Source organism: Roseomonas sp. SRI_022 (genome assembly GCF_057586215.1).
Map to the genome: position 1 here is coordinate 212,616 of NZ_JBYCZL010000004.1, position 25,178 is coordinate 237,793.

General features: G+C 71.0%; 23 protein-coding genes. 16 read left to right on the forward strand and 7 right to left on the reverse strand.

Going from position 1 to position 25,178, the window contains the following annotated elements; all coding sequences use genetic code 11:
• Nucleotides 1–15: 15 nt before the first annotated feature.
• Nucleotides 16–582, reverse strand: coding sequence for a TetR/AcrR family transcriptional regulator (locus AC2YHJ_RS05760; RefSeq protein ID WP_487394570.1), 567 nt, complete (start codon nt 580–582; stop codon nt 16–18).
• Between the two features lie 121 nt (nt 583–703).
• On the opposite strand from AC2YHJ_RS05760, the gene AC2YHJ_RS05765 reads away from it, so the two are divergent.
• Nucleotides 704–1,456: an oxygen-binding di-iron domain-containing protein gene (locus AC2YHJ_RS05765; protein WP_487394571.1), complete on the forward strand. Its 753-nt coding sequence runs from the start codon at nt 704–706 to the stop codon at nt 1,454–1,456.
• On the opposite strand, the gene fabI is transcribed toward AC2YHJ_RS05765, so the two are convergent.
• A complete protein-coding gene (fabI, locus tag AC2YHJ_RS05770) occupies nt 1,437–2,279 on the reverse strand; it encodes an enoyl-ACP reductase FabI (RefSeq protein ID WP_487394572.1) in 843 nt (280 codons plus the stop codon). The genes AC2YHJ_RS05765 and fabI overlap by 20 nt on opposite strands.
• Nucleotides 2,280–2,485: 206 nt before the next feature.
• Between fabI and pdxH the strand changes: the two genes are divergently transcribed.
• The 4 genes from pdxH to AC2YHJ_RS05790 all read left to right on the forward strand — a co-directional run bounded on the left by pdxH (nt 2,486) and on the right by AC2YHJ_RS05790 (nt 6,610).
• A complete protein-coding gene (gene pdxH / locus AC2YHJ_RS05775) occupies nt 2,486–3,079 on the forward strand; it encodes a pyridoxamine 5'-phosphate oxidase (protein WP_487394574.1) in 594 nt (197 codons plus the stop codon).
• A 19-nt stretch (nt 3,080–3,098) separates the two neighbouring features.
• Nucleotides 3,099–4,562, forward strand: coding sequence for a bifunctional aminoglycoside phosphotransferase/ATP-binding protein (locus AC2YHJ_RS05780; RefSeq protein WP_487394575.1), 1,464 nt, complete (start codon nt 3,099–3,101; stop codon nt 4,560–4,562).
• 50 nt (nt 4,563–4,612) lie between these two features.
• On the forward strand, nt 4,613–5,491 hold the full coding sequence (locus AC2YHJ_RS05785; RefSeq protein WP_487394576.1) for a universal stress protein: 879 nt from the start codon (nt 4,613–4,615) through the stop codon (nt 5,489–5,491).
• A 408-nt stretch (nt 5,492–5,899) separates the two neighbouring features.
• A complete protein-coding gene (locus AC2YHJ_RS05790; RefSeq protein ID WP_487394577.1) occupies nt 5,900–6,610 on the forward strand; it encodes a pirin family protein in 711 nt (236 codons plus the stop codon).
• Nucleotides 6,611–6,620: 10 nt separating this feature from the next.
• On the opposite strand, the gene AC2YHJ_RS05795 is transcribed toward AC2YHJ_RS05790, so the two are convergent.
• Nucleotides 6,621–7,118 (reverse strand): hypothetical protein, encoded by a 498-nt coding sequence (locus tag AC2YHJ_RS05795; protein WP_487394579.1) that lies wholly within the window; start codon nt 7,116–7,118, stop codon nt 6,621–6,623.
• Nucleotides 7,119–7,256: 138 nt separating this feature from the next.
• Between AC2YHJ_RS05795 and AC2YHJ_RS05800 the strand changes: the two genes are divergently transcribed.
• Complete coding sequence (locus tag AC2YHJ_RS05800; protein ID WP_487394581.1) at nt 7,257–8,081, forward strand: aldo/keto reductase; 825 nt, start codon at nt 7,257–7,259, stop codon at nt 8,079–8,081.
• 41 nt (nt 8,082–8,122) lie between these two features.
• Here AC2YHJ_RS05800 and AC2YHJ_RS05805 read toward each other — a convergent pair whose 3' ends face one another.
• From AC2YHJ_RS05805 to AC2YHJ_RS05815, 3 genes are read right to left on the reverse strand one after another with little or no spacing between them, the layout of a single operon-like run.
• On the reverse strand, nt 8,123–9,535 hold the full coding sequence (locus tag AC2YHJ_RS05805) for a TRAP transporter large permease (protein WP_487394582.1): 1,413 nt from the start codon (nt 9,533–9,535) through the stop codon (nt 8,123–8,125).
• 4 nt (nt 9,536–9,539) lie between these two features.
• On the reverse strand, nt 9,540–10,088 hold the full coding sequence (locus tag AC2YHJ_RS05810; RefSeq protein ID WP_487394584.1) for a TRAP transporter small permease subunit: 549 nt from the start codon (nt 10,086–10,088) through the stop codon (nt 9,540–9,542).
• Between the two features lie 28 nt (nt 10,089–10,116).
• Nucleotides 10,117–11,133 (reverse strand): TRAP transporter substrate-binding protein, encoded by a 1,017-nt coding sequence (locus AC2YHJ_RS05815; protein WP_487394586.1) that lies wholly within the window; start codon nt 11,131–11,133, stop codon nt 10,117–10,119.
• Nucleotides 11,134–11,404: 271 nt separating this feature from the next.
• On the opposite strand from AC2YHJ_RS05815, the gene AC2YHJ_RS05820 reads away from it, so the two are divergent.
• The 6 genes from AC2YHJ_RS05820 (at nt 11,405) to AC2YHJ_RS05845 (ending at nt 18,717) form a co-directional block, all read left to right on the forward strand.
• Nucleotides 11,405–13,420, forward strand: a complete 2,016-nt coding sequence (locus AC2YHJ_RS05820) for a proton-conducting transporter transmembrane domain-containing protein (protein WP_487394587.1) — start codon at nt 11,405–11,407, stop codon at nt 13,418–13,420.
• Between the two features lies 1 nt (nt 13,421).
• Nucleotides 13,422–14,381 carry a respiratory chain complex I subunit 1 family protein gene (locus tag AC2YHJ_RS05825; protein ID WP_487394588.1) on the forward strand — a complete coding sequence of 320 codons (960 nt, stop codon included), beginning with the start codon at nt 13,422–13,424 and terminating at the stop codon, nt 14,379–14,381.
• Nucleotides 14,378–15,046, forward strand: a complete 669-nt coding sequence (locus tag AC2YHJ_RS05830) for an NADH-quinone oxidoreductase subunit K (RefSeq protein WP_487394590.1) — start codon at nt 14,378–14,380, stop codon at nt 15,044–15,046. Before AC2YHJ_RS05825 ends, AC2YHJ_RS05830 begins: the two co-directional genes overlap by 4 nt.
• Nucleotides 15,046–16,482 (forward strand): hydrogenase 4 subunit F, encoded by a 1,437-nt coding sequence (locus AC2YHJ_RS05835; protein WP_487394591.1) that lies wholly within the window; start codon nt 15,046–15,048, stop codon nt 16,480–16,482. Before AC2YHJ_RS05830 ends, AC2YHJ_RS05835 begins: the two co-directional genes overlap by 1 nt.
• Nucleotides 16,479–17,990 carry a hydrogenase large subunit gene (locus AC2YHJ_RS05840; protein WP_487394592.1) on the forward strand — a complete coding sequence of 504 codons (1,512 nt, stop codon included), beginning with the start codon at nt 16,479–16,481 and terminating at the stop codon, nt 17,988–17,990. The genes AC2YHJ_RS05835 and AC2YHJ_RS05840 overlap by 4 nt, the downstream gene beginning before the upstream one ends.
• 193 nt (nt 17,991–18,183) lie before the next feature.
• Complete coding sequence (locus AC2YHJ_RS05845; RefSeq protein WP_487394593.1) at nt 18,184–18,717, forward strand: NADH-quinone oxidoreductase subunit B family protein; 534 nt, start codon at nt 18,184–18,186, stop codon at nt 18,715–18,717.
• A gap of 416 nt (nt 18,718–19,133) precedes the next feature.
• Here AC2YHJ_RS05845 and AC2YHJ_RS05850 read toward each other — a convergent pair whose 3' ends face one another.
• Nucleotides 19,134–19,559, reverse strand: coding sequence for a DUF1489 family protein (locus tag AC2YHJ_RS05850; RefSeq protein ID WP_487394594.1), 426 nt, complete (start codon nt 19,557–19,559; stop codon nt 19,134–19,136).
• 244 nt (nt 19,560–19,803) lie between these two features.
• On the opposite strand from AC2YHJ_RS05850, the gene opgC reads away from it, so the two are divergent.
• From opgC to AC2YHJ_RS05870, 4 genes are read left to right on the forward strand one after another with little or no spacing between them, the layout of a single operon-like run.
• Nucleotides 19,804–20,922 (forward strand): OpgC domain-containing protein, encoded by a 1,119-nt coding sequence (gene opgC / locus AC2YHJ_RS05855; RefSeq protein ID WP_487394595.1) that lies wholly within the window; start codon nt 19,804–19,806, stop codon nt 20,920–20,922.
• Nucleotides 20,919–21,572, forward strand: coding sequence for a sigma-70 family RNA polymerase sigma factor (locus AC2YHJ_RS05860; protein ID WP_487394596.1), 654 nt, complete (start codon nt 20,919–20,921; stop codon nt 21,570–21,572). Before opgC ends, AC2YHJ_RS05860 begins: the two co-directional genes overlap by 4 nt.
• Nucleotides 21,569–22,231: an NrsF family protein gene (locus AC2YHJ_RS05865; protein ID WP_487394598.1), complete on the forward strand. Its 663-nt coding sequence runs from the start codon at nt 21,569–21,571 to the stop codon at nt 22,229–22,231. Before AC2YHJ_RS05860 ends, AC2YHJ_RS05865 begins: the two co-directional genes overlap by 4 nt.
• A gap of 44 nt (nt 22,232–22,275) precedes the next feature.
• Nucleotides 22,276–24,597 carry a methyl-accepting chemotaxis protein gene (locus AC2YHJ_RS05870; RefSeq protein WP_487394599.1) on the forward strand — a complete coding sequence of 774 codons (2,322 nt, stop codon included), beginning with the start codon at nt 22,276–22,278 and terminating at the stop codon, nt 24,595–24,597.
• Nucleotides 24,598–25,178 lie beyond the last annotated feature (581 nt).

The following is a 25,178-nucleotide window of genomic DNA, read 5'->3' on the forward strand; positions in this document are numbered from 1 at the left end:
AGGGGGCTCGCGCGGTCAGGCGGCCGCCCCCTCGATCGCCCGGATCGCTGCCGCAACGGCCTGCTCCGGCGCAAACCCGCTGTCGCGCGCCAGGCTGCGCCAGGCGGGGAAGCCCAGCATCACGCGCAGCACCGCGCGCTGGGTGGGGTCGAGCGGCGCGCCGAGGCTCTCCTCGCAGCGCCGCATCGGCGCGCCGAGCCGCAAGTCGCTGACCTCCTGCGTCAGCGCATGGACCTCGGCATCGCGCAGCACGCAGCCGGCGAGGTTCTCGTTGCGCCTGTACCAGGCATAGACCGCATCGAGGCCGGCGCGCAGCCGGTCCGGCCCCTCGGGCCAATTGGCGGGCTCGGGCGGCGGGTCGCGTTCCACGGTCAGGCCGGAACAGGCGAGCAGCAGGCTCCGTTCGTCGGGAAAATGGGCATAGAGGGTGTGGCGCTGCACGCCCGCCGCCTCGGCGACCATGCTGTAGGTGGTGCGTGCGGGGCCGACGCTGCCGTGCAGGGCGACGGCAGCCTCGACGATGCGAAGGCGCGTCTCTGCCTGCTGTTCGGCGCGGCGCTTCAGGGCATAGGGCCGGGGCATGTGATTTTCATTGCACGCTCATGTGTATTCAATGTTGATTTCGATGTCAGTTTGATGGAACACTCGCGTGCAGTCAATATGACGGCGCCATCCGAGCGCCCCAAACGCCAGGAGAAAGACCATGGATGCGAAGATCGACGAGGTCGCGGCCAGCATCTATCGCCTGTCCGTCCATGTGCCGGACATCGCACCGCCGGCCGGCTTCACCTTCAACCACTTCCTGCTGCGCGGGGAGGAACCGCTGCTGTTCCACACCGGGCTGCGGCGGATGTTTCCCATCCTGCGCGACGCCGTCGCCCGTCTGATCCCGCCCGAGAGCCTCCGCTGGATCGCCTTCGGCCATTACGAGGCCGATGAATGCGGCGCGATGAACGAATGGATGGCCGTCGCGCCCCAGGCGCAGGTCGCGCATGGCCAGACCGGCTGCATGGTCTCGCTGAACGACATGGCGGACCGGCCACCGCGAATCCTCGAGGACGGCGCCCGGATTGAACTCGGCCGCGGGCTTTCCGTCCGCTACCTCGACACGCCGCATATCCCGCATGGCTGGGACGCCGGCGTGCTGCATGAGGAAGCGAGCGGCACTCTGCTCTGCGGCGACCTGTTCACCCAGCTCGGCAACGGCGCGGCGCTGACCGGCGGTGACATCGTCGGCCCGGCCATCGAGGCCGAGGATCTGTTCGGCTTCTCCAGCCTCAATCCCGGCATGGGTGCCACCATCCGCGGCCTGGCGCGGCTGGCGCCAAGGCGGCTCGCGCTGATGCACGGGCCGACCTTCGAAGGGGATGCGGCAGGCGCGCTCGGCGCGCTGGCCGACGATTACGACCGGCGGGTGCGCGCGAAGATGGCGGCGGTCAGCCCTTCTCCACCGTGATATCCGGCGCGTCGGGATTCTTCATGCCGACGATGTGGTAGCCGGAATCGACGTGGTGGACTTCACCGGTCACGCCCTGGGCGAGGTCGGACAGCAGGTACAGCCCCGACCCGCCCACTTCCTCGATCGTCACGTTCCGGCGCAGCGGCGAATTGTACTGGTTCCAGCGCAGGATGTAGCGGAAGTCGCCGATCCCGCTCGCCGCCAGGGTCTTGATCGGGCCGGCGGAGATCGCGTTGACGCGGATGCCGCGCTCGCCGAGGTCGGTCGCCATGTAGCGCACCGAGGCCTCCAGCGCCGCCTTGGCCACGCCCATGACGTTGTAGTGCGGCGTGACGCGCTCCGCGCCCAGGTAGGACAGCGTCAGCAGCGACCCGCCCTCGGACATCAGCGCTGCCGCCCGTTGCCCGACCGCGACGAAGGAGAAGCAGGAAATGTCCATCGCCTGCAGGAAGGCCGCGCGCGGCGTGTCGAGGTAGCGCCCCCGCAGGAACTGCTTGTCCGCGTATCCGATGGCATGGACCAGGAAGTCGATCTTGCCCCAGGCCTTCTCGATGGCCGCGAAGGCCGCGTCCATGGAGGCGTCGTCGGCGACGTCGCAGGGCAGCACCAGGGTGGATCCGATGCTGTCGGCCAGCGGACGGACGCGCTTCTCCAGCGCCTCCCCCTGGTAGGTGAAGGCGATCTGCCCGCCCTGCGCGGCCACGGCGCGGGCGATGCCCCAGGCGATGGACCGGTCATTCGCCACGCCCATGATGACGCCCCGCTTGCCCTGCATCAGGGTGCCGGTGGCGATCCGGGGCTCGGGCGCGGCGTCATTCATCACTGGGGTCTTCGTCCCGTTTGCTGGCAGGCCCCGGTGGTGCCATGGCGGTGTGGCAGGAGCAAGAGGTTCCCGCCCCTTGCGGCATCCGGTCCGACGCCGATACAGGCAGGGGACCGGCTGCGCCCGGCACCGGCCCCGCCGTCCCGGCCTGGGCGCGGCGCCCGGGCGGTGCCACTTGACCACGGTTCGCGAGGAATGCCCGCATGGATGGCCACGCCACCACCGACGACCCGATCGCCATCTTCGAGGCCTGGATGGCCGAGGCCGAGAAATCCGAGCCCAACGACGCCAATGCCGTCTGCCTGGCCACCGCGACGCCGGAGGGCGTTCCCTCCGCCCGGATGGTGCTGCTCAAGGGCGTGGATGCGCGGGGCTTCGTCTTCTACACCAACCTTGAGAGCCGCAAGGGCCGCGAGCTCGCCGCCAATCCCAATGCCGCGCTGTGCTTCCACTGGAAGACGCTGGCCCGGTCGGTGCGCGTCGAAGGCGCCGTGGAAGCGGTCACCGAGGAGGAGGCGGATGCCTATTACGCATCCCGCGCGCGGACCTCGCGGCTGGGGGCCTGGGCGTCGCGGCAGTCGCGGCCGCTCGAATCGCGCTTCGCGCTGGAACGGGCCGTCGCGGAATACGGGCTGAAATACGCGATCGGGGAGATCCCGCGCCCACCCTTCTGGTCGGGCTTCCGCGTGCTGCCGCGGCGGATCGAACTGTGGCGCGACATGCCTTTCCGCCTGCATGAACGGCGCGTCTTCCACCGCGCCGGCGACGGGTGGCGGATCGAGACGCTGTATCCGTGACCGCCGGCCGGATGCGGCGATGATCCCCGCCGCGCAGGCCGAGGCCGCCGCCCTGCTTGCCCGCCTGTCCGGCGCGCCGCCGGTCGAGACGCATGTCTCGACCGTCTATGTCGGCCGCGATACGGCGTGGAAGATGAAGAAGGCGGTTGCGCTCGGCTTCCTCGACTTCAGCCGCATCGAGGATCGCGAGCGGTTCTGCCGGCGCGAACTGGAACTGAACCACCCCCATGCGCCGGGCATCTACCGCGACGTGGTGCCGCTGACGCGCGGGCCGGACGGTGCGTTGCGCGAGGGCGGCGATGGGCCACCCGTGGAGTGGGTGCTGCGCATGGCGCCCATACCGGCGGCGGATTTCCTCGACCGGGTCGCGCCGGACGCGGTGCTGTTCGATGCGGTGGCGGATGCGGTGGCGGCGATGCACCAGGCGGCGGAACGCGCCAGCGTGGACACCCCGGCGGTGATGGCGGCGATCCTTGAGGGCAACGTGCCCTCCGCGCTGCGGGCCGGCATCCCGGCGGCGCGGGTCGAGGCATGGGCGGCTGCGGCGCGGACGGAACTCGGCCGCATTGCTCCGGCCCTTGCTGCGCGCGGCGCGCAGGGATTCGTGCGGCGCTGCCATGGCGACCTGCATCTGGGAAACCTGTGCCTGTGGGAAGGCCGGCCGACGCTGTTCGACGCGCTGGAATTCGACGAAGCGCTGGCGCGCATCGATGTCGGCTACGACCTCGCCTTCCTGCTGATGGATCTCGACCTGCGCCACGGCCGTGCTGCGGCGAACCGGGTGCTGAACCGCTATGTCGCGCGAACCGGCGATGCCGGGATCGTGGTGGGGATGCCCTTCTGGCTGTCGATGCGGGCGATGATCCGCGCCCATGTCGAAGGCGCGCGCGGGCACGGCTGGGCCGCGCTGCTGGACGCGGCCGAGATGCATCTGCATCCCGCGCCGCCGCGCCTCGTCGCGATCGGCGGCTTGCAGGGGACGGGGAAATCGACGCTGGCGCGGGCGCTGGCCCCGGGCCTCGGCCGCTGCCCCGGCGCGCTGGTGCTGCGCACGGATGAGGCCCGCAAGCGCCGCTTCGGCCTCGCGCCCGAACAGCGCCTGCCGCCCGAAGCCTATGAGGAAACGGTAAGCCGCGCCGTGCATGCGGAAGTCTTCGCCATGGCGGAAGCGGCGCTGTCCGGCGGCCAGGCGGTGGTGCTCGATGCGGTCTTCCTCGACCCCGCGCAGCGCGTCGCGGCGGAAGCGGTGGCGCGGGATGCCGGCCAGCCCTTCGACGGCCTCTGGCTGGAAGCCCCGATCGAGGCGCTGCGCGCACGCATCGCCGGGCGCAGCGGCGATGCGTCGGATGCGACCGAGGCCGTGCTGCAGCGCGCCGCTGCGACCGATCCCGGTCCCATCACCTGGCATCGCGTGGCGGCGGATGACGGCGCCGTAAGCCGCGCATGCGCAACCCTTGGCATGGACCATCGTTCCGTGTGCTAGTGTCGTATCTCGACTGGCGACGATGCAGCGAGGAAGGGGAGCTTTACACCATGGCCTATCGCCGGCTGCTGCTGCCGCTGACGGGAACCGCCGCCGGAGAAGCGGCACTCGCCACCGCGCTGATCACCGCGCGCGTCTGGGGCGCGCATGTCCATTGCCTGCATGTCCGCGTCGATGCGCGCGACGTCGCCCCCCTGGCCGGCGAAGGCCTGTCGGGCGCGATGATCGAGGAGATGATGGCCGCGACCGAACGGGAGAGCGGCGAGCGCGCCGATCGCGTGAAGTCGCTGTTCGACAAGTTCACCTCCGGCCTCGGCGGCGTCACGCTTGCCGACAATCCCGACACCGCCGCCAAGACCGGCGGGCCGACCCTGTCCTTCGAAGCGATCGCGGGGCGGGAGGAGGACATCGTCGCCCAGCAGTCGCGGTTGTACGACATGGCCGTCGTGCCGCATCCGGAAGCGGGCGAGGACGTGTCGAGCAGCGACGCGCTGCACGCCATCCTGTTCGATTCCGGCCGGCCCGTGCTGATCGCCCCGCGTGTCGCACCGCTCGACATCGGCACGCGGGTCTGCGTCGCCTGGAACGGCACGGCTGAGAGTGCGGCGGCGGTCGCGGCCGCCCTGCCCTGGCTGCACAAGGCATCGGCGGTGCAGATCCTGTGCTCGGACGAATACCAGCGGCGCGGGCCGAAGGCGGAAGGGCTGCAGGCCTATCTGCGCTGGCACTCGATCAATGCCGAGATCGTCCCCTTCAAGCCGCAGACGCGGGAGGTGGGGGCTGGGCTGCTCGGGGCCGCGCGCGACTTCGGCGCCGACCTGCTGACCATGGGTGCCTATTCGCATTCGCGGCTGCGCCAGTTGATCCTCGGCGGGGTGACGCGGCATGTGCTGGAGAATGCGGAAATACCGGTGCTGATGTGCCGGTGAGGCGCGGCGCGCCCAACTTCCAGGGGCATTGAAACAGCCGGCGGGCGCGACGCGACTTCGCGCCTGTCAGGGCTCCACCAGCGCCGGCCACGGTCCCGCTGAGGTGGCGCCCCTTCCTGTCCGTGGGCGATCCCCGCCGATCGCGGGCAGCGCGGCAGTGACCCCCGACAACACCCCGATCCAGGGCAGATCACGTCCGGGTGGAATCATCCGGGCGGGTGGCAATGCTCGCTCCAACACGGCGAGAGCGATTCCACCCTCGGGCAATCCCTTCGGCGCACCGAGGGCGATCACCGCGGCGAATGGCCGCCATCATCCACCAACCGTGGCGCGCGGCCCGGTGGAGGACCATCTTCCGTCTCGAACAGAAGCCCGCCCCGGCGGGCGCAGAGAACCGGAAGCAGACCCATGATCGACATCCGCCCCTTCTCCAGCCTCGGCAAGGCCAATTTCGGCTGGCTCAACGCCAACCACCATTTCTCCTTCGGTCACTACCGCAACCCGGATCGCGACCAGTGGGGCCGGCTGCGCGTGTGGAACGACGACGAGATCGCCCCGGGCACCGGCTTCGACCCGCATCCGCATCGCGACATGGAGATCATCACCTATGTCCGCGAGGGTGCGATCACCCACAAGGACAACCTCGGCAATGAAGGCCGCACTGAGGCTGGCGACGTGCAGATCATGTCCGCCGGCACCGGCGTGGTGCATGCCGAATACAACCTCGAGCCCGGGACGACGCGCATCTTCCAGATCTGGATCATGCCTGACCGTCGCGGCGTGAAGCCGTCCTGGGGTGCCAAGCAGTTCCCGAAGGAGAAGCGCGATGCGGGGTTCGAGGTGCTCGCATCGGGCCGGCCCGGCGATGCCGGCGACGGCGCGCTGCCGATCAATGTCGATGGCGCGGTGCTGGCGGCGACGCTGAAGAAGGGCCAGTCGCTGGTGCAGAATCTGGCGGAGGGCCGCGCCGCCTACATCGTGCCGGCCAAGGGCGCGGTGACGGTGAACGGGGCCGCCGCCAACGCCCGCGACGGCATCGCGATCCGCGACGAGGCCGCGGTGACCATCACCGCGACGGAGGATGCGGAGCTGGTGATGGTCGAGGTCGCCGCGGACTGATCACGCGGCGTCAATGCAGCCAGGGGGTCGCGCCGAAGGGCGCGGCCCCCGGTGCACGTCTGGGGCGGAAATGCCAGCCCTCGGCATCGAGCCGCCGCGCCAGGCCGATCAGCGGCGGATCGAGGAAGACCAGTGCCGCCTCGTTCACGAACTCCGCCAGGCCCTGTGCCGGATGATCCGCGCCGAGCGATGCCTCGGCCACCGCGTGCAGCAACAGCATCTCGTCGGTGGTGATGCCCGGGCAGGCCGGGCAGCCGACCTCGACGACGCGGGTGGCCTGCAGGGCGATGCCATGCATCAACGCATGGGCGGACAGCCCGGCGGCCTGGGGCGCCCAGGATTCCTCAAGTGCCGCGATCACCGGCGGCAGCGGGTCCAGCTTGCGCCGCGCCGCGGCCACCCAGGGGCGGATGCAGGCCGTCAGCACCAGGGCGGGGCCCGATTCCAGCGCCTCGACCCGGCTCGGCCAGGGGGGTGCCAGGCGGGGGAACGGCAGGACATGACCCATGGATGCGCGACCTCATCTTGCGGGCCATCTGTCTAGCCTTAATTGCGAATGCTTCGCAATCGCGTCATGACGCGCCGCGCCTCAACAACCCGGCCTCCCCGGGGTAGCCTTCCGCGACACCCCAGGGAGACATCCGCCATGCCGAAGCTGCCCGACGGCACGCCCATCCCGGCCCTCGGCCAGGGCACCTGGCACATAGGGGAGAATGCGCGCGCCCGCGCGCAGGAAGCCGATGCACTGCGTCTTGGTCTCGATCTCGGCATGACGCTGATCGACACCGCCGAGATGTATGCCGAGGGCGGGTCGGAGGAGGTCGTCGGCGACGCCATCGCCGGGCGGCGCGACGGCGTCTTCCTCGTCTCCAAGGTCTATCCGCACAATGCGTCGCGCCGCGGCGCGGTCGCCGCCTGCGAGCGCAGCCTGAAGCGCATGCGGGTCGAGACGATCGATCTGTACCTGCTGCACTGGCGCGGATCGGTGCCGCTGTCCGAGACGGTCGAAGCCTTCGAGGCGCTGAAGCGCGCCGGCAAGATCCGCCATTGGGGCGTGTCCAACTGCGACGTGGACGATCTTGAGGAACTGGGCGCGGCACTGGCGGATTGCGCGACGGACCAGGTGCTCTACAGCCTGGAGCACCGCGGCGTGGAATTCGACCTGCTGCCCTTCTGCGCGCGGCACCGCATGCCGGTGATGGCCTATTCGCCGGTCGGCCAGGGCGGGCGGATGCTGCGGCACAGGGCGCTGGCCGAGGTCGCCGCGCGGCATGGCGCCACGCCCGCGCAGGTCGCGATCGCCTGGACGCTGCGGGATGGGAATGTGATCAGCATCCCCAAGGCGGCCGACCCGGCCCATGTACGGCTGAACGCCGCGGCGCGGGACATCGCGCTGACGGCCGAAGACCTCGCGACGCTGGATGCCGGCTTCGCGCCGCCTGCCCGGAAGCGGTCGCTGGCGATGCTCTGATCCACCGGGGCGAGCGAAACCCACCCCGGGTCAGGCCGGCCCTATCGGAAGACCGGCACCTCCGGCTCCTCGGTGCTGTCGGGCATCGGCACATCGATGCGCACGGTGGACGGGTCCACCCCCGAGCCGCGGTCGATCCAGTAGGTCACGCTCTCGGGCCAGGCGATGACGATGATGACCAGCAGCAATTGCAGCCCGACCCAGGGGATCGCACCCCAGTAGATGTCGCGGCTCAGCACTTCCTTCGGCGCGATGCCGCGCAGGTAGAACAGCGCGAAGCCGAAGGGCGGGTGCATGAAGGACGTCTGCATGTTGATGCACAGCAGCACGCCGAACCAGACGAGGTCGATGTCCAGCTTCGCCGCCGCGGGTGCCAGCAGCGGGATGACGATGAAGGCGATCTCGAAGAAGTCGAGGAAGAACGCCAGGAAGAAGACGAAGACGTTGACGAAGATCAGGAAGCCCGTCTGGCCGCCGGGCAGGTGCGACAGCAGGTATTCGATCCAGTGGCTGCCATCCACGCCCTGGAACACCAGGGAGAACACCGTCGCGCCGATCAGGATGAAGATGACCATGGCGGTGATGCGCATGGTGTTCGACATCGCCTCGCGCAGCAGCTTCCAGCTGTAGCGGCCGTTCATCACCGCCAGCACCACGGCGCCGACCGCGCCCATCGCGCCGGCTTCCGTCGGCGTGGCGAGCCCCATGAAGATGGTGCCGAGCACGAGGAAGATCAGCACGATCGAGGGCACCATGCCCTTCAGCACACGCCACCACAGCGACCAGCCGCGCGGCGCCAGCGCCTCGGGCGGCAGCGGCGGCATCTTGTGCGGGGCAAAGAACGACACGCCCGCGATGAAGGCGAGGAACAGGAAGACCTGCAGGAAGGACGGCCCGATCGCGCCGGCATACATGTCGCCGACCGACTTGCCGAGCTGGTCGCCCAGCACGATCAGCACCAGCGAAGGCGGGATGACCTGCGTGATGGTGCCCGATGCCGCGATCACGCCGGTCGCGATGCGCATGTCGTAGCCGTAGCGCATCATGATGGGCAGGGAGATCATGCCCATCGCGATGACCGATGCCGCCACCGTGCCGGTGATGGCACCCAACACCGCGCCGACCAGGATCACGGCATAGGCGAGCCCGCCGGGCACCTTGCCGAACAGCTGCCCGGTGCCTTCCAGCAGGTCCTCGGCCAGGCCGCATCGTTCCAGGATCGCGCCCATCAGCGTGAAGAACGGGATCGACAGCAGCAGGTCGTTCGACAGGATGCCGAAGACGCGCAGCGGCAGGTTGCCGAGATAGGCGGTGGTGAAGAAGCCCATCTCGATCGACACGAAGCCGAAGAACAGCCCGACCGCGGACAGCGAGAACGCCACCGGGAAGCCCATCAGCAGGAAGACGACCAGGCCGCCGAACATCAGCGGCGGCATGATTTCAAGTGTCAGCACGGTCTTACTGCTCCGGCCGGTGGTATTCGGCGAGGTGCGCCGCGTCGGGCGCGATGCCCGCGAGTGCCGCGATGCGCTTCACCAGTTCGGAAAGCCCCTGCAGCGTCACCAGCAGGAAGCCGAGCGGCAGCACGAGCTTCACCGGCCAGCGGATCAGCCCGCCGGCATTGGGCGACCCTTCCCCGCGCACCCAGGAATCCCAGAAGAACGGCCAGGTCATCCAGGCCAGCAGCGCCATGGCGGGCAGCAGGAAGAAGATGAGGCCGAAGATGTCGATCCACAGCCGCACGCGCGGCCCGACGCTGCCATAGACGAGATCGACGCGGACATGCTCGTTGCGCTCCAGCGTGTAGGAAGCGCCGAGCATGACCACGCCGGCGAAGAGGTACCACTGCACCTCGAGCCAGGCGTTGGAGGACATCGAGAACCCGTAGCGGACCGCCGCATTGCCCGCGCTGATCGCGCAGGATGCGAGGACCATCCAGTCCGCGATGCGGCCGAAGGCGGCGCTGATCGCGTCCACCCCGCGGCTGAAGGCAAGCAGCGGCCTCATGCAAATCCCCCCTGCGGCCCGCGGCGGCTCAGCGCCGCCCCTCGGTCGCATGCATGGCGTAGACGAAGCTGTCGTAGGTGTTCTCCGCCACGCGGAACCACTGCAGCTGCAGGTCGCGGAAGGCGCGCATGTGGTCCCACACCTTCTTGAAGTTCGCGTTGGTCGCGGAGGTCTCGGCGTAGAGTTCGAAGGCCGCGCGGTAGCAGGCCTCCATCACGGGGCGCGGGAACGGCCTGAGCTGGGTGCCCGCCGCGACCAGGCGCCGCAGCGCGAGGGGATTCTGCGTGTCGTACTTCGCGATGGTCTCGATGGTCGCGTCGCGGCAGGCGCTTTCGAGAGCGTCCTTGTAGATCTGCGGCAGCTCGTCGTGCTTCGCCTTGTTGACCATGAAGGACAGGTTGAGCCCGCCCTCCCACCAGCCGGGGAAGTAGTAGAAGGGCGCGACGCGGTTGAAGCCGAGCTTCTCGTCGTCATAGGGCCCGACCCATTCGGCGGCGTCGATCGTGCCGCGTTCCAGCGCGGGATAGATGTCGCCGCCGGCGATCTGTTGCGGCACCACGCCGAGCTTGGTCAGCACATTGCCGGCGAAGCCGCCGATGCGGAACTTCAGGCCGCGCAGGTCCTCGACCGTGCGGACCTCGCGACGGAACCAGCCACCCATCTGCGCGCCGGTATTGCCCGCGGGGATGCTGACGATGTTGTAGCCGGCGAAGAAGTCCTTCAGCACGTCGCGCCCGCCGCCGGCCTGCAGCCAGGCATTGATCTGGCGGAAATTGAAGCCGAAGGGGATCGTGCCATCGAGCGCGAAGGTCGGGTCCTTGCCGACGAAGTAGTACGACGCCGTATGGGTGCACTCGATGTTGCCGCTCTGCACCGCATCCACGGTGGCGAGGCCCGGGACCAGTTCGCCCGCCTGGTGGATCTGGATGCGGAACTTGTTGTCCGTCAGCGCCGCGACGCGGCGGCAGACATGCTCGCCGGCGCCGTAGATTGTGTCGAGCAGGCGCGGGAAGGAGGAAGCGCATCGCCAGCGCACTTCGGGCATCGTCTGCGCAATCGCGGGGGCAGCAAGAGTCGAGCCGGCGCCAACGATTGTGCCGGCCACGATATGACGACGTTCCACTGGCGTACCCTGTTCTTGGTCGTTGCCCAGACGCAATTGCGCGCATGCCCCGGCCGAGGCCGGCGGCCGGTAACACGATCAGGATCAAAGCACAAAGTGACCCTTTCTTCACGCAATGGTTGTCGGCGCGTCACCCTTCCCTCAGGGGCCTCGGGGGGTATCCTCGCCGCGTGACACGCGACTCGGCCGACCCATGCTGAGCCTGCTGCTGCTGGTGATTGCCGGCCTGCTGGCGCTTGCCGCCATCGCGCCCGTCGTGGCGCGGCACGAGGCTGGCGGCCGCGCCGTGCTCGGCGCCTGCACCGCGGCTTCGGTGCTGCTCGCCGTCGGCGGCATCGGCGGCCTGCTCGGCGGAGCCGAGGCGCTGGACCTGCCCTTCGGTCCGCCCTGGGGTTCGGCGCGGGTGGCGCTGGACGGGCTGTCCGCATGGTTCGTGGTGATACTGGGCGTGTCCGGCGGCGCGGCATCGCTCTTCGCCTTCGGCGGCCAGAATGGGCCGCAGGCGCCGCGGCGCCTGGTGCCCTATCCGCTGTTCCTCGCGGGCATGGTGCTGACGCTGATCGCCGCGGATGGCTTCACCCTGCTGCTGGGCTTCGAGGCGATGTCCCTCGCCTCCTGGGTGCTCGTCGCCCACGACCATGAGGATCCGGACAATCGCCGCGCGGCGCGCCTCTATCTCGGCTTCGCTGGGTTCGGCGGGTTGTCGCTTGTCCTCGCCTGCGGCGTGCTGGCGGGCGGCGCGGGGGATGTCGCCTTCGCCGCCTTCCGCGAAGCACCGCCCGAGGGCTGGCGCGCCGCCGCCGTGCTGGCGCTGGTGCTGGCCGGCGCAGGATCGAAGGCGGGGCTCGCGCCGCTGCATGTCTGGCTGCCGCTCGCGCATCCGGCCGCGCCAAGCCATGTCTCGGCGGTGATGTCGGGCGCGATGACCAAGGTCGCGCTCTATGTGATCGCGCGTTTCACCTTCGACCTGATGGGCCCGGCGCAGCCCTTCTGGCTCGGCGCGCCGCTGATCGCGCTCGGTGCGGCATCGGCGGTGATCGGTGCGCTGCGCGCCAATCTCGAGGAGGACACCAAGGTCCTGCTCGCCTGCTCGACCATCGAGAATGTCGGGCTGATCGCGATCGGGCTCGGCCTCGCGCTGGCCTTCCGCGGGGCGGACCTGCCGGCGCTGGCGGCACTCGCCGCGGGGGCGGCGCTGCTGCACGCGATGAACCACGCGGTGTTCAAGACGCTGCTGTTCCTGGTGGCCGGGGCGGTGATGCATGGCGCGCTGTCGCGCCGGATCGACCGGCTGGGCGGGCTGATCCATCGCATGCCAGTCACTGCCTGGGCAGCGCTGGCCGGGGTGGCGGCCGCGGCGTCGCTGCCGCCGCTGTCGGGCTTCGCCTCCGAATGGCTGCTGCTGCAGGCGTTATTGGCCGCCTGGCGGGTGGGCGACATCGCCTTCCAGATGGGGGTGGCCGCCGCCACGGCGCTCGCCGCGCTGGCGGCCGCGCTGGCCGCGGCGGCGATGGTGCGCTTCTGGGGGCTGGTCTTCCTCGGCCGCCCGCGCACGCCGCGCGCCGCGGGGGCGGAGGACGAGCGTGGTGCCGCAAGCATCGCCCTGCTGATCCCGGCCGGACTGACGCTGCTGCTGGGGCTGCTGCCGGGACCGATGCTGGACCTGGCCGAACCGGCGCTGCGCCTGATGGCTGGAACGGGTGCGCCGCGGGCCGGTTGGTTCGCCATCGGCGCGGCGGAAGGTGGGGCGCGCTACTGGCCGGTGCCGGTCGCGCTGCTGCTGGCCGGGGCGGTCGGGCTCGCGGTCTGGGTGGTGCGGCGGCGCGCGCCGCCCGGCGTGGTGCATGGCCCGGCCTGGGATTGCGGCTTCATCGCCGCTCCGCCGCACCTGCCCTTCGGCGACCCGGCCAGCCAGCCGAGTGCCGCCGGCTTCAGCCAGCCGCTGCGGCGCATGCTCGGCGGCGGCCTGCTCGGCGCGCATGAGCATGTCACCATGCCGGCACCCGGCGAGACCGGCGCGGCGGTACTGCGGGCGGGTTTCGCCGACCCGGCGCTGACCGCGCTGGAAGGCCCGCTGCCGCGCTGGCGCGATGCCGCCTCGGCCCAGGCGGAACGGCTGCGCGGGCTGTCGATCCGCCAATGCCTCGGCCTGACCTTCGGCGCCGTGGTGCTGATGCTCGCCATGCTCGTCTGGCTGGAAGCGCGCTGAGATGGCGGTGGTCTGGTCCTTCCTGTCGCAGTTGCTGCACATCGCGCTGCTGCTGGCGGCGGCACCGTTGCTGACCGGCGTGGTGCGCTGGCTGAAGGCGCGGATGATGGGACGGCGCGGCGCGCATCCGCTGCAGCCGCTGCGCGACCTCCTGAAGCTGCTGCGCAAGCGGCCGGTGCTGGCGGAGAACGCTTCGGCCGTGTCGGTCGCCGCACCCTATCTCGCCGCCGGCGCGGCGGTGGCGGCGGCGGCGCTGGTGCCTTCCTTCGCGCGGGGCATGGCGCTCGCGCCACTGTCGGACCTGATCCTTGTGGCAGGGTTGCTCGCGGTTGGGCGCGTCGCGATGGCGCTCGCCGGGATGGATGTCGGCACGCCCTTCGGCGGGCTCGGCGCAGCGCGGGAGATGTCCTTCGCGGCACTCGCCGAACCCGCTTTGGTGGTCGCGGCGCTGACGCTCGCGATCCTGGCCGGCACGACGAACCTCGACGCCATCGCGGGCGCGTTCCGGGAGGGTGGGCTTGGCCTGCGGGTCTCGCTCGGCCTCGCCCTCGTCGCGCTGCTCGCCGTCGCCATCGCCGAGAATGCGCGTATCCCGGTGGACAATCCCGCGACGCATCTCGAACTGACCATGGTGCATGAGGCGATGATCCTCGAAGCCTCCGGCCGGCACCTCGCGCTGTGGGACTATGCGGCGCAGTTGCGGCTGCTGCTGTGGTTCGCGCTGCTGGCGGCGGTGTTCCTGCCGCTCGGCCAGGCGCCGGCCGGCTCGGCGCCGCATCTGTGGGTGGTCGGGCTGCTGGCCTGGGCGGTGAAGATGGGCGGGCTCGCGCTCGGCCTTGCCGCCTTCGAGAGCGCGATCGCCAAGATGCGCGTCTTCCGCGTGCCGGAATTCCTCGGCGCGGCACTGCTGCTCGGGCTGCTCGGCGCGGTGCTGCTGTTTGTCTCGACGGGGCTGACATGAGGTTCGGTCAGCTCACCTACGACCTGTCGCACCTGCTCGGCGGCGCGGTGCTGCTGCTGTCCTTCGTGCTGCTTTATCAGCGGCGCATCGGCGCGGTGATCAACGCCTTCGCGATGCAGGGCACGCTGCTGGCCCTTGCCGCGGCTTGGGCGGCGCATGCGCAGGGCGCGCCGGGGCTTTACCTGACCGCGCTGCTCGCCTTCGGGGTGAAGGGTGTGCTGATCCCGCTCGCCCTGCACCGGCTGGTGCGGGAGATGCGGCTGCATCGCACGGTGGAAACCGCCCTTGGCATCGGCCCGTCGATGATCGCCGGGGTCGCGCTGGTCGGCCTGTCGATCCTGGTGGCGCTGCCGGCGACCGAGGGCGCGCGCGCGCTGGCGCGGGAGAACCTCGCGCTTGCCATGTCCGTCGTGCTGCTCGGCATGCTGATGATGATCACGCGGCGCAACGCCATCAGCCAGGTGATCGGGCTGCTGTCGCTGGAGAACGGGCTGATCCTCGCCGCCGTTGGCGTCGCGGGCATGCCGCTGGTGGTGGAGCTGTCCACCGCCGCGCTGGTGCTGATGGTCGCCGTCGTCGCCGCCGTCTTCGCCTTCCAGATCCGCGAGCGTTTCGACACGCTCGACACCGGCAGCCTGGAAGAACATCGCGGGGAGCGTCGCTGATGCCCCTGCAATGGGCGATCGTCTTCTTCCCCTGGGCGGGTGCCGTGGCGCTGGCGGCGATCCCGAACCTGCGCCACGCGACGATGGCGAACGCCGCCGTCAGCGCCGGGACCTTCCTGCTGGCCGCAGCGCTCGCGGCCCTGCCCTTCGAGCAGCATGGCTGGACCCACACCGACGCCGTGAACCTGCCCTTCCTGCTGGTCACCGGCTTCGTCGGGCTGACCACCGCGGTCTTCTCGGCGGCCACGCTCGACCAGGAAGGCTTCGACCATTGGCGCATCCGCGCCTACCACGCCGCCTACCAGGTCTTCATGGGGGCGCAGCTGCTCGCCCTGCTCGCCGACAATCTCGGCGTGATGTGGGTGGCGATCGAGATCGCGACACTCGCCACCGTCTCCATGGTCGCGGTCCACCGCACGCCGGCGGCCTTCGAGGCAGCATGGAAGTTCTTCATCCTCTGCGGCGTCGGCATCGCGCTCGCGCTGTTCGGCACCATCGTGCTGTACCTGGCCGCACAGCCCCTGCTGACCGAGGAGACGGGCCTGTCCTGGGCCGCGCTGATGCGTGTCGCTTCGCGTTGCGACCCGAACACGCTGAACCTCGCCTTCGCCTTCCTGCTACTGGGCTACGGCACCAAGGCGGGCCTCGTGCCGCTCCATTCCTGGCTGCCGGATGCGCATGCGGAAGGGCCGGTGCCGATCTCCGCCGTGCTGTCGGGGCTGCTGCTGAACGCGGCGATGCTCGCAGTGCTGCGGGCCAAGGCGATCGTCGGCGCGCATCCGGACGCGATCGCGCCGGGGCCGTTCCTGCTGGCGCTCGGCCTTGCCTCCGTGCTGCTCGCCTCGCTGGCGCTGTGGCGGCGGCGCGACGCGCGGCGCTTCTTCGCGTGGTCGAGCATCGAACACATGGGCATCGCCGCCTTCGCCTTCGGCCTGGGCGGGGCGGCGGCGAACCTCGCGGGGCTGCTGCACCTGATCGGCCATTCGCTGGTAAAGAGCGCGGTGTTCTTCGGCGTGGGCCGCGCCGCGCAGGTGAAGGGCAGCCAGAAGATCGCCGATATCGGCGGGCTGGTGGCGACGCATCCGGCACTCGGCTGGGGGCTCGCCATCGCCATCGCGGCGATCGCGGGGATGCCGCCCTTCCTGTTGTTCGCCTCGGAATTCCGGCTGTTCTCGGTGGCGGCGGCGGAGATCCCCTTCCTCGCCATTCCGCTCGCGATCGGCATGATCATCGCGCTCGCCGCGCTGATCACCGTGCTGCAATCGCTGTGCTTCGGCGCGCCGACGCCTGATGCCGCGGACGCACTGGATGGCTGGCGGGAGGCCGCGGCAGCGGCACCGCTCTGGCTGCATCTCGCGATGGCAGCGGCCCTCGGCATCGCCATGCCGGCAGGGCTCGCGGCGATGCTGATGGCTGCGGCAAGGGTGATCGGATGAGCGCCATCGCCATCATCCGCGCTGGCGCTCCGCAAGGCGCGGTGCCGCATGAACGCTTCCTGCTGACCGCCGAAGCCTGGTCGCTGCTACCCGTGGCGCTCGCGGCGGAACCTGGCCTCGCCCTGCTCGCGCTCTGGGCCGAACCGGGCATGGTCCATGCCGCCGTCCTCGACGAAGCCGCGGGCGCCGTGCTGCTCGCCTCCGCCCCCGCCGAGGCCGGCCGCTACGCCGCACTGTCCCCCGCGCGTCCCGGCGCGATCCGCTTCGAACGCATGATCCGCGATCTCTGGGGCCTGGTCGCGGAGGATGCGGTGGACCTCCGCCCCTGGCTCGATCACGGCCGCTGGCAAGTGGCCGGGCCGATGTCCGCCGCGCCGCTCGCCATGCCCGGCGCCGAGCCAGCCCAGCCGGAATTCCTGCCTGTCGAGGGCGAGGGCATCCACCAGATCCCGGTCGGCCCGATCCATGCCGGCGTCATCGAGCCCGGCCATTTCCGCTTCCACATCCAGGGCGAGGTGGTGGTCCGGCTGGAGGCGCGGCTCGGCTACAAGCACAAGGGCACGCTGTCGCTGATGCTGGGCAAGTCGCCGCGCGCGGCGGCCGCCTTCCCCGCGCGGCTGTCGGGCGATTCCACCGTCGCCTTCGGCTGGGCCTTCGCGGCCGCCGCCGAAGCCGCGCTCGGCGTCGCGGTGCCGCCGCGCGCCGTCGCGTTGCGCGCGGTGATGGCCGAGCTGGAACGCATCCACAACCACCTCAACGACTGGGGCTTCGTCTGCAACGACGCCGCCTTCGCCTTCCCTCACGCCCGCTGCGGCTTCCTGCGCGAGGGTGTGCTGCGCGCCTGCGCGGCGGCCTTCGGCCACCGGCTGATGATGGACCGCATCCTGCCCGGTGGCGTCGCACCCGACCTCCTGCCCGGCGGGGCGGAGGCGATCCTCGCTGCGCTGGCGGCGGTGGAAGCGGAGGTGCCCTCGCTGCTGCGCGTCTATGACAGCCATGCCAGCCTGCAGGATCGCGTCGTCGGCACCGGTTTCCTCGATCCCGAATTTGCGCGGTGCTTTGCCGCCGGCGGCTTCGTCGGGCGCGGGTCGGGCCGCGCCTTCGATGCGCGGCTGCGGCCTGGCTACGCGCCCTATGACTGGCTGCTGCCGCCGGTCGCGGCGGAGAGCGGCGGCGATGTCGATGCCCGGGTGCGCGTGCGCGTCGCGGAGTTGCTCACCTCCATCACGCTGGTCCGCCGCCTGCTCGCCGAGCTGCCTTCGGGCGAGACGTTGGTGACGCTTCCAGCCGGCGCAGGCGAAGGCAGCGCGCTGATCGAGGGCTTCCGCGGCGAATGCCTCGCCTGGGTGCGGCTGGATGAGGGCGGGCAGATCCGCGGCGCCTTCCTGCGCGACCCGTCCTGGCTGCAATGGCCGCTGCTGGAAGCGGCGATCGAGGGGAACATCGTCGCCGACTTCCCGCTGTGCAACAAATCGTTCAATTGCTCCTATTCGGGGGTGGATCTGTGATGCGGGCGAGCGCGGAACCGGAAGGGGCCCTGCCCCTCCCGGACCCTCCCCGCCAAAGGCCTAAGGGCCTTTGGAAACCTCAACTTGGTGCCCGGCGCCAGGTCCCGGCATTCCAAATGCCACTCGCATTTGGCGGGGAGGTTTGGAGGGGCAGCGCCCCTCCAATGGAACGCACCGCGCAGGAGTGCGACTGATGCTGTGGCCCCGTCTCGCCCGCGCCCTGGTCGGCCGGCCACTGACCGACCCCGCCCCGGCCATCCCGCAACCGACCGTCGCCGCGCTGGCGGAACGGCTGGCCGCAACCGCGCGCGCGCGGCTCGGCCGCAGCCTCGCGATCCGGGAGGTGGACAGCGGGTCCTGCAATGGCTGCGAGTTGGAGGTGAACGCGCTGCAGAACGTCGCCTACGACCTCGAGCGATTCGGGCTGCGCTTCGTCGCCTCGCCCAAGCATGCCGATGTGCTGCTGGTGACCGGCCCGGCCTGCCGCAACATGGCCGAGGCGATGGAACGCGCGCTCGCCTGCACGCCGGAACCGCGCTGGGTGGTCGCGGCCGGGGACTGCGCGGTGGATGGCGGCGTGTTCAAGGGGTCCTACGCCGTGCATGGCGGCGTCGGCGCGGTGCTGCCGGTCGACCTGCTGATCCCGGGCTGCCCGCCCTCACCCGAGCAGTTGCTCGAAGGGCTGCTGGCGCTGTTGGAAGCAGAGGCGGAGCATCGTCGGCCATAGAGCTGTAGAACAGCCCGCGACCGCGCCCAACCCGCCCGCGGTCACCAATGCAACAGTGCTCGGCGCGCAAGCCAAGCCGGCGGATGCCGGCGCCGGCGCTTGAGGCATGAAAGCGTCAAACGAACGCCGAAGGCGGTCGTTTGAAATAAAATCGGCCCGGCTGGATTGCTCCAGCCGGGCCAAAGACCCTGTCTTGCAACAAGGCCAGTCGAGCAGCGGCCTGCCGGGAATAAGCCGCCGCGACAAACGGAGGTTCGCAGGCCACGCCTCTCAGCCGCGTGGCAGGAACCTTAATAAACTGCAACGCTTCCTGGTTGTATTGGAATCTTGACTACAACCGCACGGGATGCCTTGCGACGCCGCCATTGTGCCAAATTCGCAACGGCCCAGGGCCGGCATCGGCGCAACCGACCGCCTCAGATCAGGCAGAGTTCCGCGAGGTCGCGCCGCAGCCCCGGCGGCAATTGGTCGAGGCCGCGCGCGACCGGCCGGCCGGTCGCGACATCGGCCGGGGCTTCTTCCGGCTTCAGGTAGCGCCAGCCCTGGAAGGGCTTCATCGGCCGTGCCTCGACCGGGACCAGGGTGGGGTCCAGCAACAGGGCGGCGCAGGGGGTGTTGTCGTCCCACTGCTCCTCCCGCAGGCCCAGGATGCGCTGCCGCACCCGGACGAATCCGGCCACCACCCAGTAGATCGACCCGCCATCGGCGATCTCGTCGATCCGCTTGGGGAACATGCGCGTCCAGGCACGCAGCGGCGGGTCGGTGCGCAGCCGCTCCTTCTGCAGCGCCGCCAACGCAGCGACGTCCTTCGGCCCGACCGAGAGCTTGATGAGGTGCAGCACGACCCATCCATGTCGCCTCGGGGGTCGAGTCGGCAAGGGGCGATACGCCCGTCACGTTCGACGGGCGTATCGGCACGCGGGGCTGGTGGGGCGGCCGCGTGCCAAACCAAGGGGATACGACGCGCGACCATGACTCAAGCATCGCTGCCGCCCGTATCGCTTTGCGCCGCGTAACCGGGGGGTCGCGGACGGCGAAGGCAGGGGTGGAAGGCGGCCGCACCGGCCCGCCGGAGAGACACGCCGCATGGCCCGCCCCGCCGCGCACCGACCGCTTGCCCGCCCGGCGCGGGACCTGCGCCTTGATATCCTTCGCGGCTGGCTGCAGGTCTCGATCTTCGGCGCCCATGCGGTGGGCTCGGCCTTCGGCGCCTTCGGCATCCATGCCGCCTGGGGCCTGTCGGACAGTTCCGAGCAGTTCCTGTTCCTCTCGGGCTTCGTCCTCGCCTCGGTCCATACGCTGAAGGCCGATCGCGACGGCGCGGCGGCCGCGGCGCGCGACATCTGGCGCCGGGCGGGGCGGCTGTGGCTGGTCCACCTGCTGCTGTTCCTGATGACCGGGGCGCTGATCCTCTGGGCCGAGATGGGCATCCCCCTGCCCGGCGAGGTGGACCGGCTGGCCTGGCGGATGCTGGCCGACCAGCCGCTGGTCGCGCTGCCGGGGGCGGCGCTGCTGCTCTACATGCCCGTCTACATGGACATCCTGCCGGTCTTCATCCTGTCCATGCTGGCGCTGCCGGGCTTCCTGTGGCTGGCGGGGCGGGTGGGCGCGGCGGCGCTGATCGCCCCTGCCCTGCTGTGGGCCGGGGTGCAGTTCGGGTTGTGGCGCTGGCCGGCCTGGTTGCCGACGGGGCTTGAGCCGCTCGCCTGGCAGTTCGTCTTCATGCTGGGCGCCTGGTTCGGCCGGCGGGCGCTGCTGACCGGCGCGGCGGTGCGACGGCACCCCAGGGCGGTCGCGGCGGCGGCCGCGCTGATCGGCGCGGGCGTCGCGCTCAGCATCGCGATCCGTGTCGATCCGGCGCTCGATATCGGGCTGATCTGGACGCTCGCGGGCAAGACGCATCTCGGGCCGGTCGCGCTGCTGCATGCGCTGGCGCTGGCCTATCTGTTCGCCGTGCTGGTGCCGAAGAATGCGGCCTGGATGCACCATCCCATGGCGCAGGCGCTGGCCGCGGCCGGGCGGCACAGCCTCGAGGTGTTCCGCACCGGGCTGTTCCTGGCCTGGGGCGTGACGGTTGCCTTCCGGCTGGCGCCTGCTGCCTGGTGGCTGGACCCGGCGCTGACGTCGGGAGGCATTGCCATCCTGCTCGGCCAGGCGCTGCTGATGGATCGCCGGCGGATGGTGCCGGTGCTGGTGCCGCGATGAGCGCGACCGCCCATTGCCCCCTGCCGACGCTGCGCTTCATCGCGCAGTCACTCCGTCCTACGCTGTGTCCGCAACGCGAGGGGCGCGCCGTGGCCGGCGACAGCGATGGCCGTTGGGAAGCATGGATGGTCGCCGCGCAGGCGGGCGATGCCCGTGCCTATGACCTGCTGCTGCGCGATTGCCTGCCGCTGCTGCGCGCCGTGGCCCGCCGGCGCATCCGCGACGCGCATGAGGCCGAGGACGCCGTGCAGGACACGCTGCTGACCATCCATCGCATGATCGCCACCTACGACCCCACCCGCCCGCTGCGCCCCTGGATCGTCGCCATCGCCGAGCGCCGCAGCATCGACCGGCTGCGCCGCCGCGGCCGCAGTGTGGGGCGCGAAAGCCCGATCGACGACCATGCCGAAAGCCTGGCCGCGCCGGATGGCGAGACCGGCGAGGACCGCATCGCCGGCCGCCAGCTGCGCGAGGCCGTCGCCCAACTGCCCGAAAGCCAGCGCACCGCCCTGCGGCTCGCGAAGCTCGAGGACCTGCCGCTTGCCGAGGCCGCCCGCCGTTCGGGCCTGTCGGTCGGCGCGCTGAAGGTCGCCACCCATCGCGCGCTGAAGACGCTGCGCCGCCGCCTGGGCGGGGAGGATACGCCGTGAGGACCGATGACCTGATCGGCCAGCTCGCCGCCGAGTTGCGCCCGGTCCGCCGCCTGCCGCCGCCCGCGCTTCGCGCCGCGCTGTGGATCGGGCTTGCCCTGCTGCTGGTGGCGGGCTTCGTGATCTATTTCGGGCCGCGCCATGACCTGATGGAACGGATGTCCCGCCCGCATGAGGTCGCGCAATTCGCCTTCGCGGTGGCGACCGGCGTGCTGGCGGCGATCGCGGCCTTCGAATTGTCCTTGCCCGACCGGTCGGAGCGCTGGGCGCTGCTGCCGCTGCCGACCGCGATCGCCTGGGGCGGCAGCCTCGGCATGGGTTGCCTGGCCGACATGACGCGGATGGGGCCGGAGGCGCTGGCGCTCGGTACCTCCTGGGGCTGCTTCCGCTTCATCGTGTTGATGGGCGTGCCGCTGGCGGCCTCGATGGTGTGGATGCTGCGCTATGCGGGGCCGATCCGGCCGGTGCCGGTGGCGGCACTCGGCGGGCTGGCGGGGGCTGCGCTGTCAGCGGCGGGGCTGTCGCTGTTCCATCATCTTGATGCCGCGCTGATGGTGCTGCTGTGGCATGGCGGCAGCTCGGTGCTGGTGGTCGTCGGCTTCCTGCTGGCCGGCCGGCGCTGGCGGGACCGGGAGGCCGAGCGCTTCACGGCCGCTTAAGGCCGGGCGGCGAGAATGGGGGACCCTTCGTCCATGAGGCCCCCATGCGCGCCTTCCTCAATCTCTCGGTCGGCCTGAAGCTGCTGACCGCAAGCCTGCTTGCCCTTGCCATGCTGGGTGGCGTCGTCGGCACCGTCGCCCTGACCGGGCGCGAATTGTCGGACACGATGGCGCGGCAGGAACGGCTCGGGGAAGCGGCGGCCCTGCTGACCGAGGCGATGAGCACCGCCGCCGAGGCACCGTCGCGCGTGCAGGCGATGCTGGCGGCGAACCAGCTCGCGGAGGTGGAGGCGGCGCGCGACGGTGCGCTGGCCGCGCTCGACGCCACCGCCACGCTGGCGCGCCGCGCCGCCGCCGACGCCGGGGAAGACAGCGTCTCCGCCCTGCTGGCGCGGCTGGTCGAGGCCGCCGCCGCCTACGCCGCGGCGATCCGCGACCAGGCGGAGCAGCGCGCCGGCATCATCGCCGCGCGTGACCAGGCCTTCCTCGCCCGCGCCTCGGAATACGACCAGGCCTTCGAGGGCGCCAACGCGGCGATCGAATTCGACCTGGCCGGAGAGGCGCGGGAGGATGCGCGCACGCGCTTCATCGCCTTCCACCAGGGTGCCAACGACATGCGCGCCTCCACCCTGCGCTACCTGGCGACGGGCGATGCCGGCCAGGCGCAGCGTGCACGGCGCGCGGCGGCGCAGTCGCGCGTGCATCTGCGCGGCGCCGTCTCGACCGCCGGCGCGCAGGCCCGGGTGAAGGAAGAACTGGAACGCATCGGCCGCATCGCCGAGCAGGCGGCCGAAGGCGCGATCGCGACGATCGAGCGCGGCAACGCGCTACGGACCTTCACCACCGAACGCGCGGCCCCGGCGCGCGAGGCGCTGGTCGCCGCCGTCAGCGCCGCCAGTGCACGGCTGCATGCCTTCGACATGGAGGCGGGCGCGGCGGTGGAGGCGGCGCTCGCGCACCAGACTCGGCTGGTGTCCTTCGCGGCGGGCGCGATCGCGCTGGTGCTGCTGCTGTCGGCCTGGGCGCTGGCGCGCACAGTCGGCGCGCCACTGCGTCGCATGGCGGGCACGATTGGCGCCATCGCGTCCGGCGAGACCGCCGTCACCGTCACCGACCGCGGCCGCCGCGACGAGATCGGCCGCATCGCCGACGCGGTGGAGGATCTGCGCGTCACGGTGCGGGAAGCCTTCAGCCGCGGCCAGATGATCGAGCAGATGCCGATCGGCGTATCCGTCGCCGATCCCGCCGACGGCTTCCGCATCACCTATGCCAACAGCTACTCGCAGGAGCTGATCCGGTCCCTGAAGGACCATCTGGCGACCAAGGTCGATACGATGGTCGGCCAGAGCATCGACGTCTTCCACAAGCAGCCCGGGCGCATCCAGGCGCTGCTGGCCGATCCCGCGAACCTGCCGCACCGCGCCCGCGTGGTGATCGGGCCGGAGACGCTCGACCTCAATGTCTCGGCGCTGCGCGACACGGCGGGGCAGTATGTCGGTGCCATGCTCGCCTGGCACCGCGTGACCGAGCAGGCGCGCCTCGCCGACACTTTCGAGGCCGATATCGGCGCGGTGGTGGATTCCGTCGCGACCTCGGCCGGGCAGCTGCAGGACGCCGCGCGCACCCTGACCGATGCTGCGGCGGAAGCAGGGCGCGAGGCGGTCGCCGTCTCCGAGGCCGGCATGCAGGCCAATGCCGATGTCCAGGCGGTCGCCGCCGCCGCCGAGGAGATGGCTGCCTCGGTCGAGGAGATCACGCGGCGCGTCGCCGAGGCCGCCGATGTCGCCCGCCGCGCCGTCGCCGAGGCCAAGGCTACCGATTCCACCGTGCGCGGCCTGGCCGAGGCGGCCTCGCGCATCGGCGACGTCGTCCGGCTGATCGGGGAGATCGCGGGGCAGACCAATCTTCTCGCGCTGAACGCGACGATCGAGGCGGCGCGCGCCGGCGAGGCCGGCAAGGGCTTCGCCGTGGTGGCCTCCGAGGTGAAGAACCTCGCCGGCCAAACCGCCAAGGCGACCGAGGAGATCGGCCGCCAGATCAGCGAGATGCAGCACGCGACCAACCAGGCGGTGGACGCCATCCGCGCCATCGGCACGACGGTCGACCGCACCTCCGACATCGCCACCGCCATCGCCGCCGCGGTCGAGGAACAGGGGGCGACGACGCGCGAGATCGCGCGGTCCGCCGCCCAGGTGGCGGAAGCCACGGGCACGGTCGCGCAGCGCATCGAGGGCATTCGCGCGGCGGCCGACGCGACCGGCGGGTCGGCGGGGGCGGTGTTGCAGGCGTCTGGCGCGCTGTCGGGGGATGCGGCGACGTTGCGGGAACGGGCGGATGGGTTCCTGAAGGCCGTCAGGGCCGCGTGACGCGCCGGAGGGGCGCCGCCCCCTGTGTCCCCTTTTACCGAACTTGAAGCCATAGCTTGGAGGACGCCGGTGGCGACGGCGTCCTCCTGGCGCAAGTCTGCGCCGCCGGCCTGGAGCATCTCGGTCAGGCGCCCCACCAATTGGATTTCCGGCGGGTCATCTGGCCCCTGCCCGGGGCCGATGATGACCTTGTCGACCAGCGCACGGGCCGCTTCCAGCACCTCCGGCTCGGTACGTCCCTCCATCGCGGTACGCAGCACGCTGACCCGCTTGGCATACACCTCGGCAAGGTTGGGATGCAGCGCCGGTGCGGGAGCGGGCTGGTCTTCCAGCGCCGCCAGCAACTGCTGCTTGCGCTCTTCAAGGTCGTCCAGCTTGCGCTGCAAGCCGGGGCCCCGCACGCCGTCCGCGATGGCCTCGACCAGGTTGTCGAGCTTCCGCTGGATGCCCTGCAGTTCGCGCTTCCAGACCTCCGTCTCCGCCGAGGCTTCCACCTGCGCCCGGTTCCATTCCTGGATGAAGGCCTTGCAGAAGGCCGCTACGCGGTCCGGCCGCATCAGCCGGCTGCCGAGAGCCTCGAC

Excerpts from the sequence above, each read along its gene's own strand:
- AC2YHJ_RS05760 (WP_487394570.1), bottom strand. The coding sequence starts at position 582 with ATGCCCCGGCCCTATGCCCTGAAGCGCCGCGCCGAACAGCAGGCAGAG.
- AC2YHJ_RS05765 (WP_487394571.1), top strand. The coding sequence starts at position 704 with ATGGATGCGAAGATCGACGAGGTCGCGGCCAGCATCTATCGCCTGTCC.
- fabI (WP_487394572.1), bottom strand. The coding sequence starts at position 2,279 with ATGAATGACGCCGCGCCCGAGCCCCGGATCGCCACCGGCACCCTGATG.
- pdxH (WP_487394574.1), top strand. The coding sequence starts at position 2,486 with ATGGATGGCCACGCCACCACCGACGACCCGATCGCCATCTTCGAGGCC.
- AC2YHJ_RS05780 (WP_487394575.1), top strand. The coding sequence starts at position 3,099 with ATGATCCCCGCCGCGCAGGCCGAGGCCGCCGCCCTGCTTGCCCGCCTG.
- AC2YHJ_RS05785 (WP_487394576.1), top strand. The coding sequence starts at position 4,613 with ATGGCCTATCGCCGGCTGCTGCTGCCGCTGACGGGAACCGCCGCCGGA.
- AC2YHJ_RS05790 (WP_487394577.1), top strand. The coding sequence starts at position 5,900 with ATGATCGACATCCGCCCCTTCTCCAGCCTCGGCAAGGCCAATTTCGGC.
- AC2YHJ_RS05795 (WP_487394579.1), bottom strand. The coding sequence starts at position 7,118 with ATGGGTCATGTCCTGCCGTTCCCCCGCCTGGCACCCCCCTGGCCGAGC.
- AC2YHJ_RS05800 (WP_487394581.1), top strand. The coding sequence starts at position 7,257 with ATGCCGAAGCTGCCCGACGGCACGCCCATCCCGGCCCTCGGCCAGGGC.
- AC2YHJ_RS05810 (WP_487394584.1), bottom strand. The coding sequence starts at position 10,088 with ATGAGGCCGCTGCTTGCCTTCAGCCGCGGGGTGGACGCGATCAGCGCC.
- AC2YHJ_RS05815 (WP_487394586.1), bottom strand. The coding sequence starts at position 11,133 with ATGCCCGAAGTGCGCTGGCGATGCGCTTCCTCCTTCCCGCGCCTGCTC.
- AC2YHJ_RS05820 (WP_487394587.1), top strand. The coding sequence starts at position 11,405 with ATGCTGAGCCTGCTGCTGCTGGTGATTGCCGGCCTGCTGGCGCTTGCC.
- AC2YHJ_RS05825 (WP_487394588.1), top strand. The coding sequence starts at position 13,422 with ATGGCGGTGGTCTGGTCCTTCCTGTCGCAGTTGCTGCACATCGCGCTG.
- AC2YHJ_RS05830 (WP_487394590.1), top strand. The coding sequence starts at position 14,378 with ATGAGGTTCGGTCAGCTCACCTACGACCTGTCGCACCTGCTCGGCGGC.
- AC2YHJ_RS05835 (WP_487394591.1), top strand. The coding sequence starts at position 15,046 with ATGCCCCTGCAATGGGCGATCGTCTTCTTCCCCTGGGCGGGTGCCGTG.
- AC2YHJ_RS05840 (WP_487394592.1), top strand. The coding sequence starts at position 16,479 with ATGAGCGCCATCGCCATCATCCGCGCTGGCGCTCCGCAAGGCGCGGTG.
- AC2YHJ_RS05845 (WP_487394593.1), top strand. The coding sequence starts at position 18,184 with ATGCTGTGGCCCCGTCTCGCCCGCGCCCTGGTCGGCCGGCCACTGACC.
- opgC (WP_487394595.1), top strand. The coding sequence starts at position 19,804 with ATGGCCCGCCCCGCCGCGCACCGACCGCTTGCCCGCCCGGCGCGGGAC.
- AC2YHJ_RS05860 (WP_487394596.1), top strand. The coding sequence starts at position 20,919 with ATGAGCGCGACCGCCCATTGCCCCCTGCCGACGCTGCGCTTCATCGCG.
- AC2YHJ_RS05870 (WP_487394599.1), top strand. The coding sequence starts at position 22,276 with ATGCGCGCCTTCCTCAATCTCTCGGTCGGCCTGAAGCTGCTGACCGCA.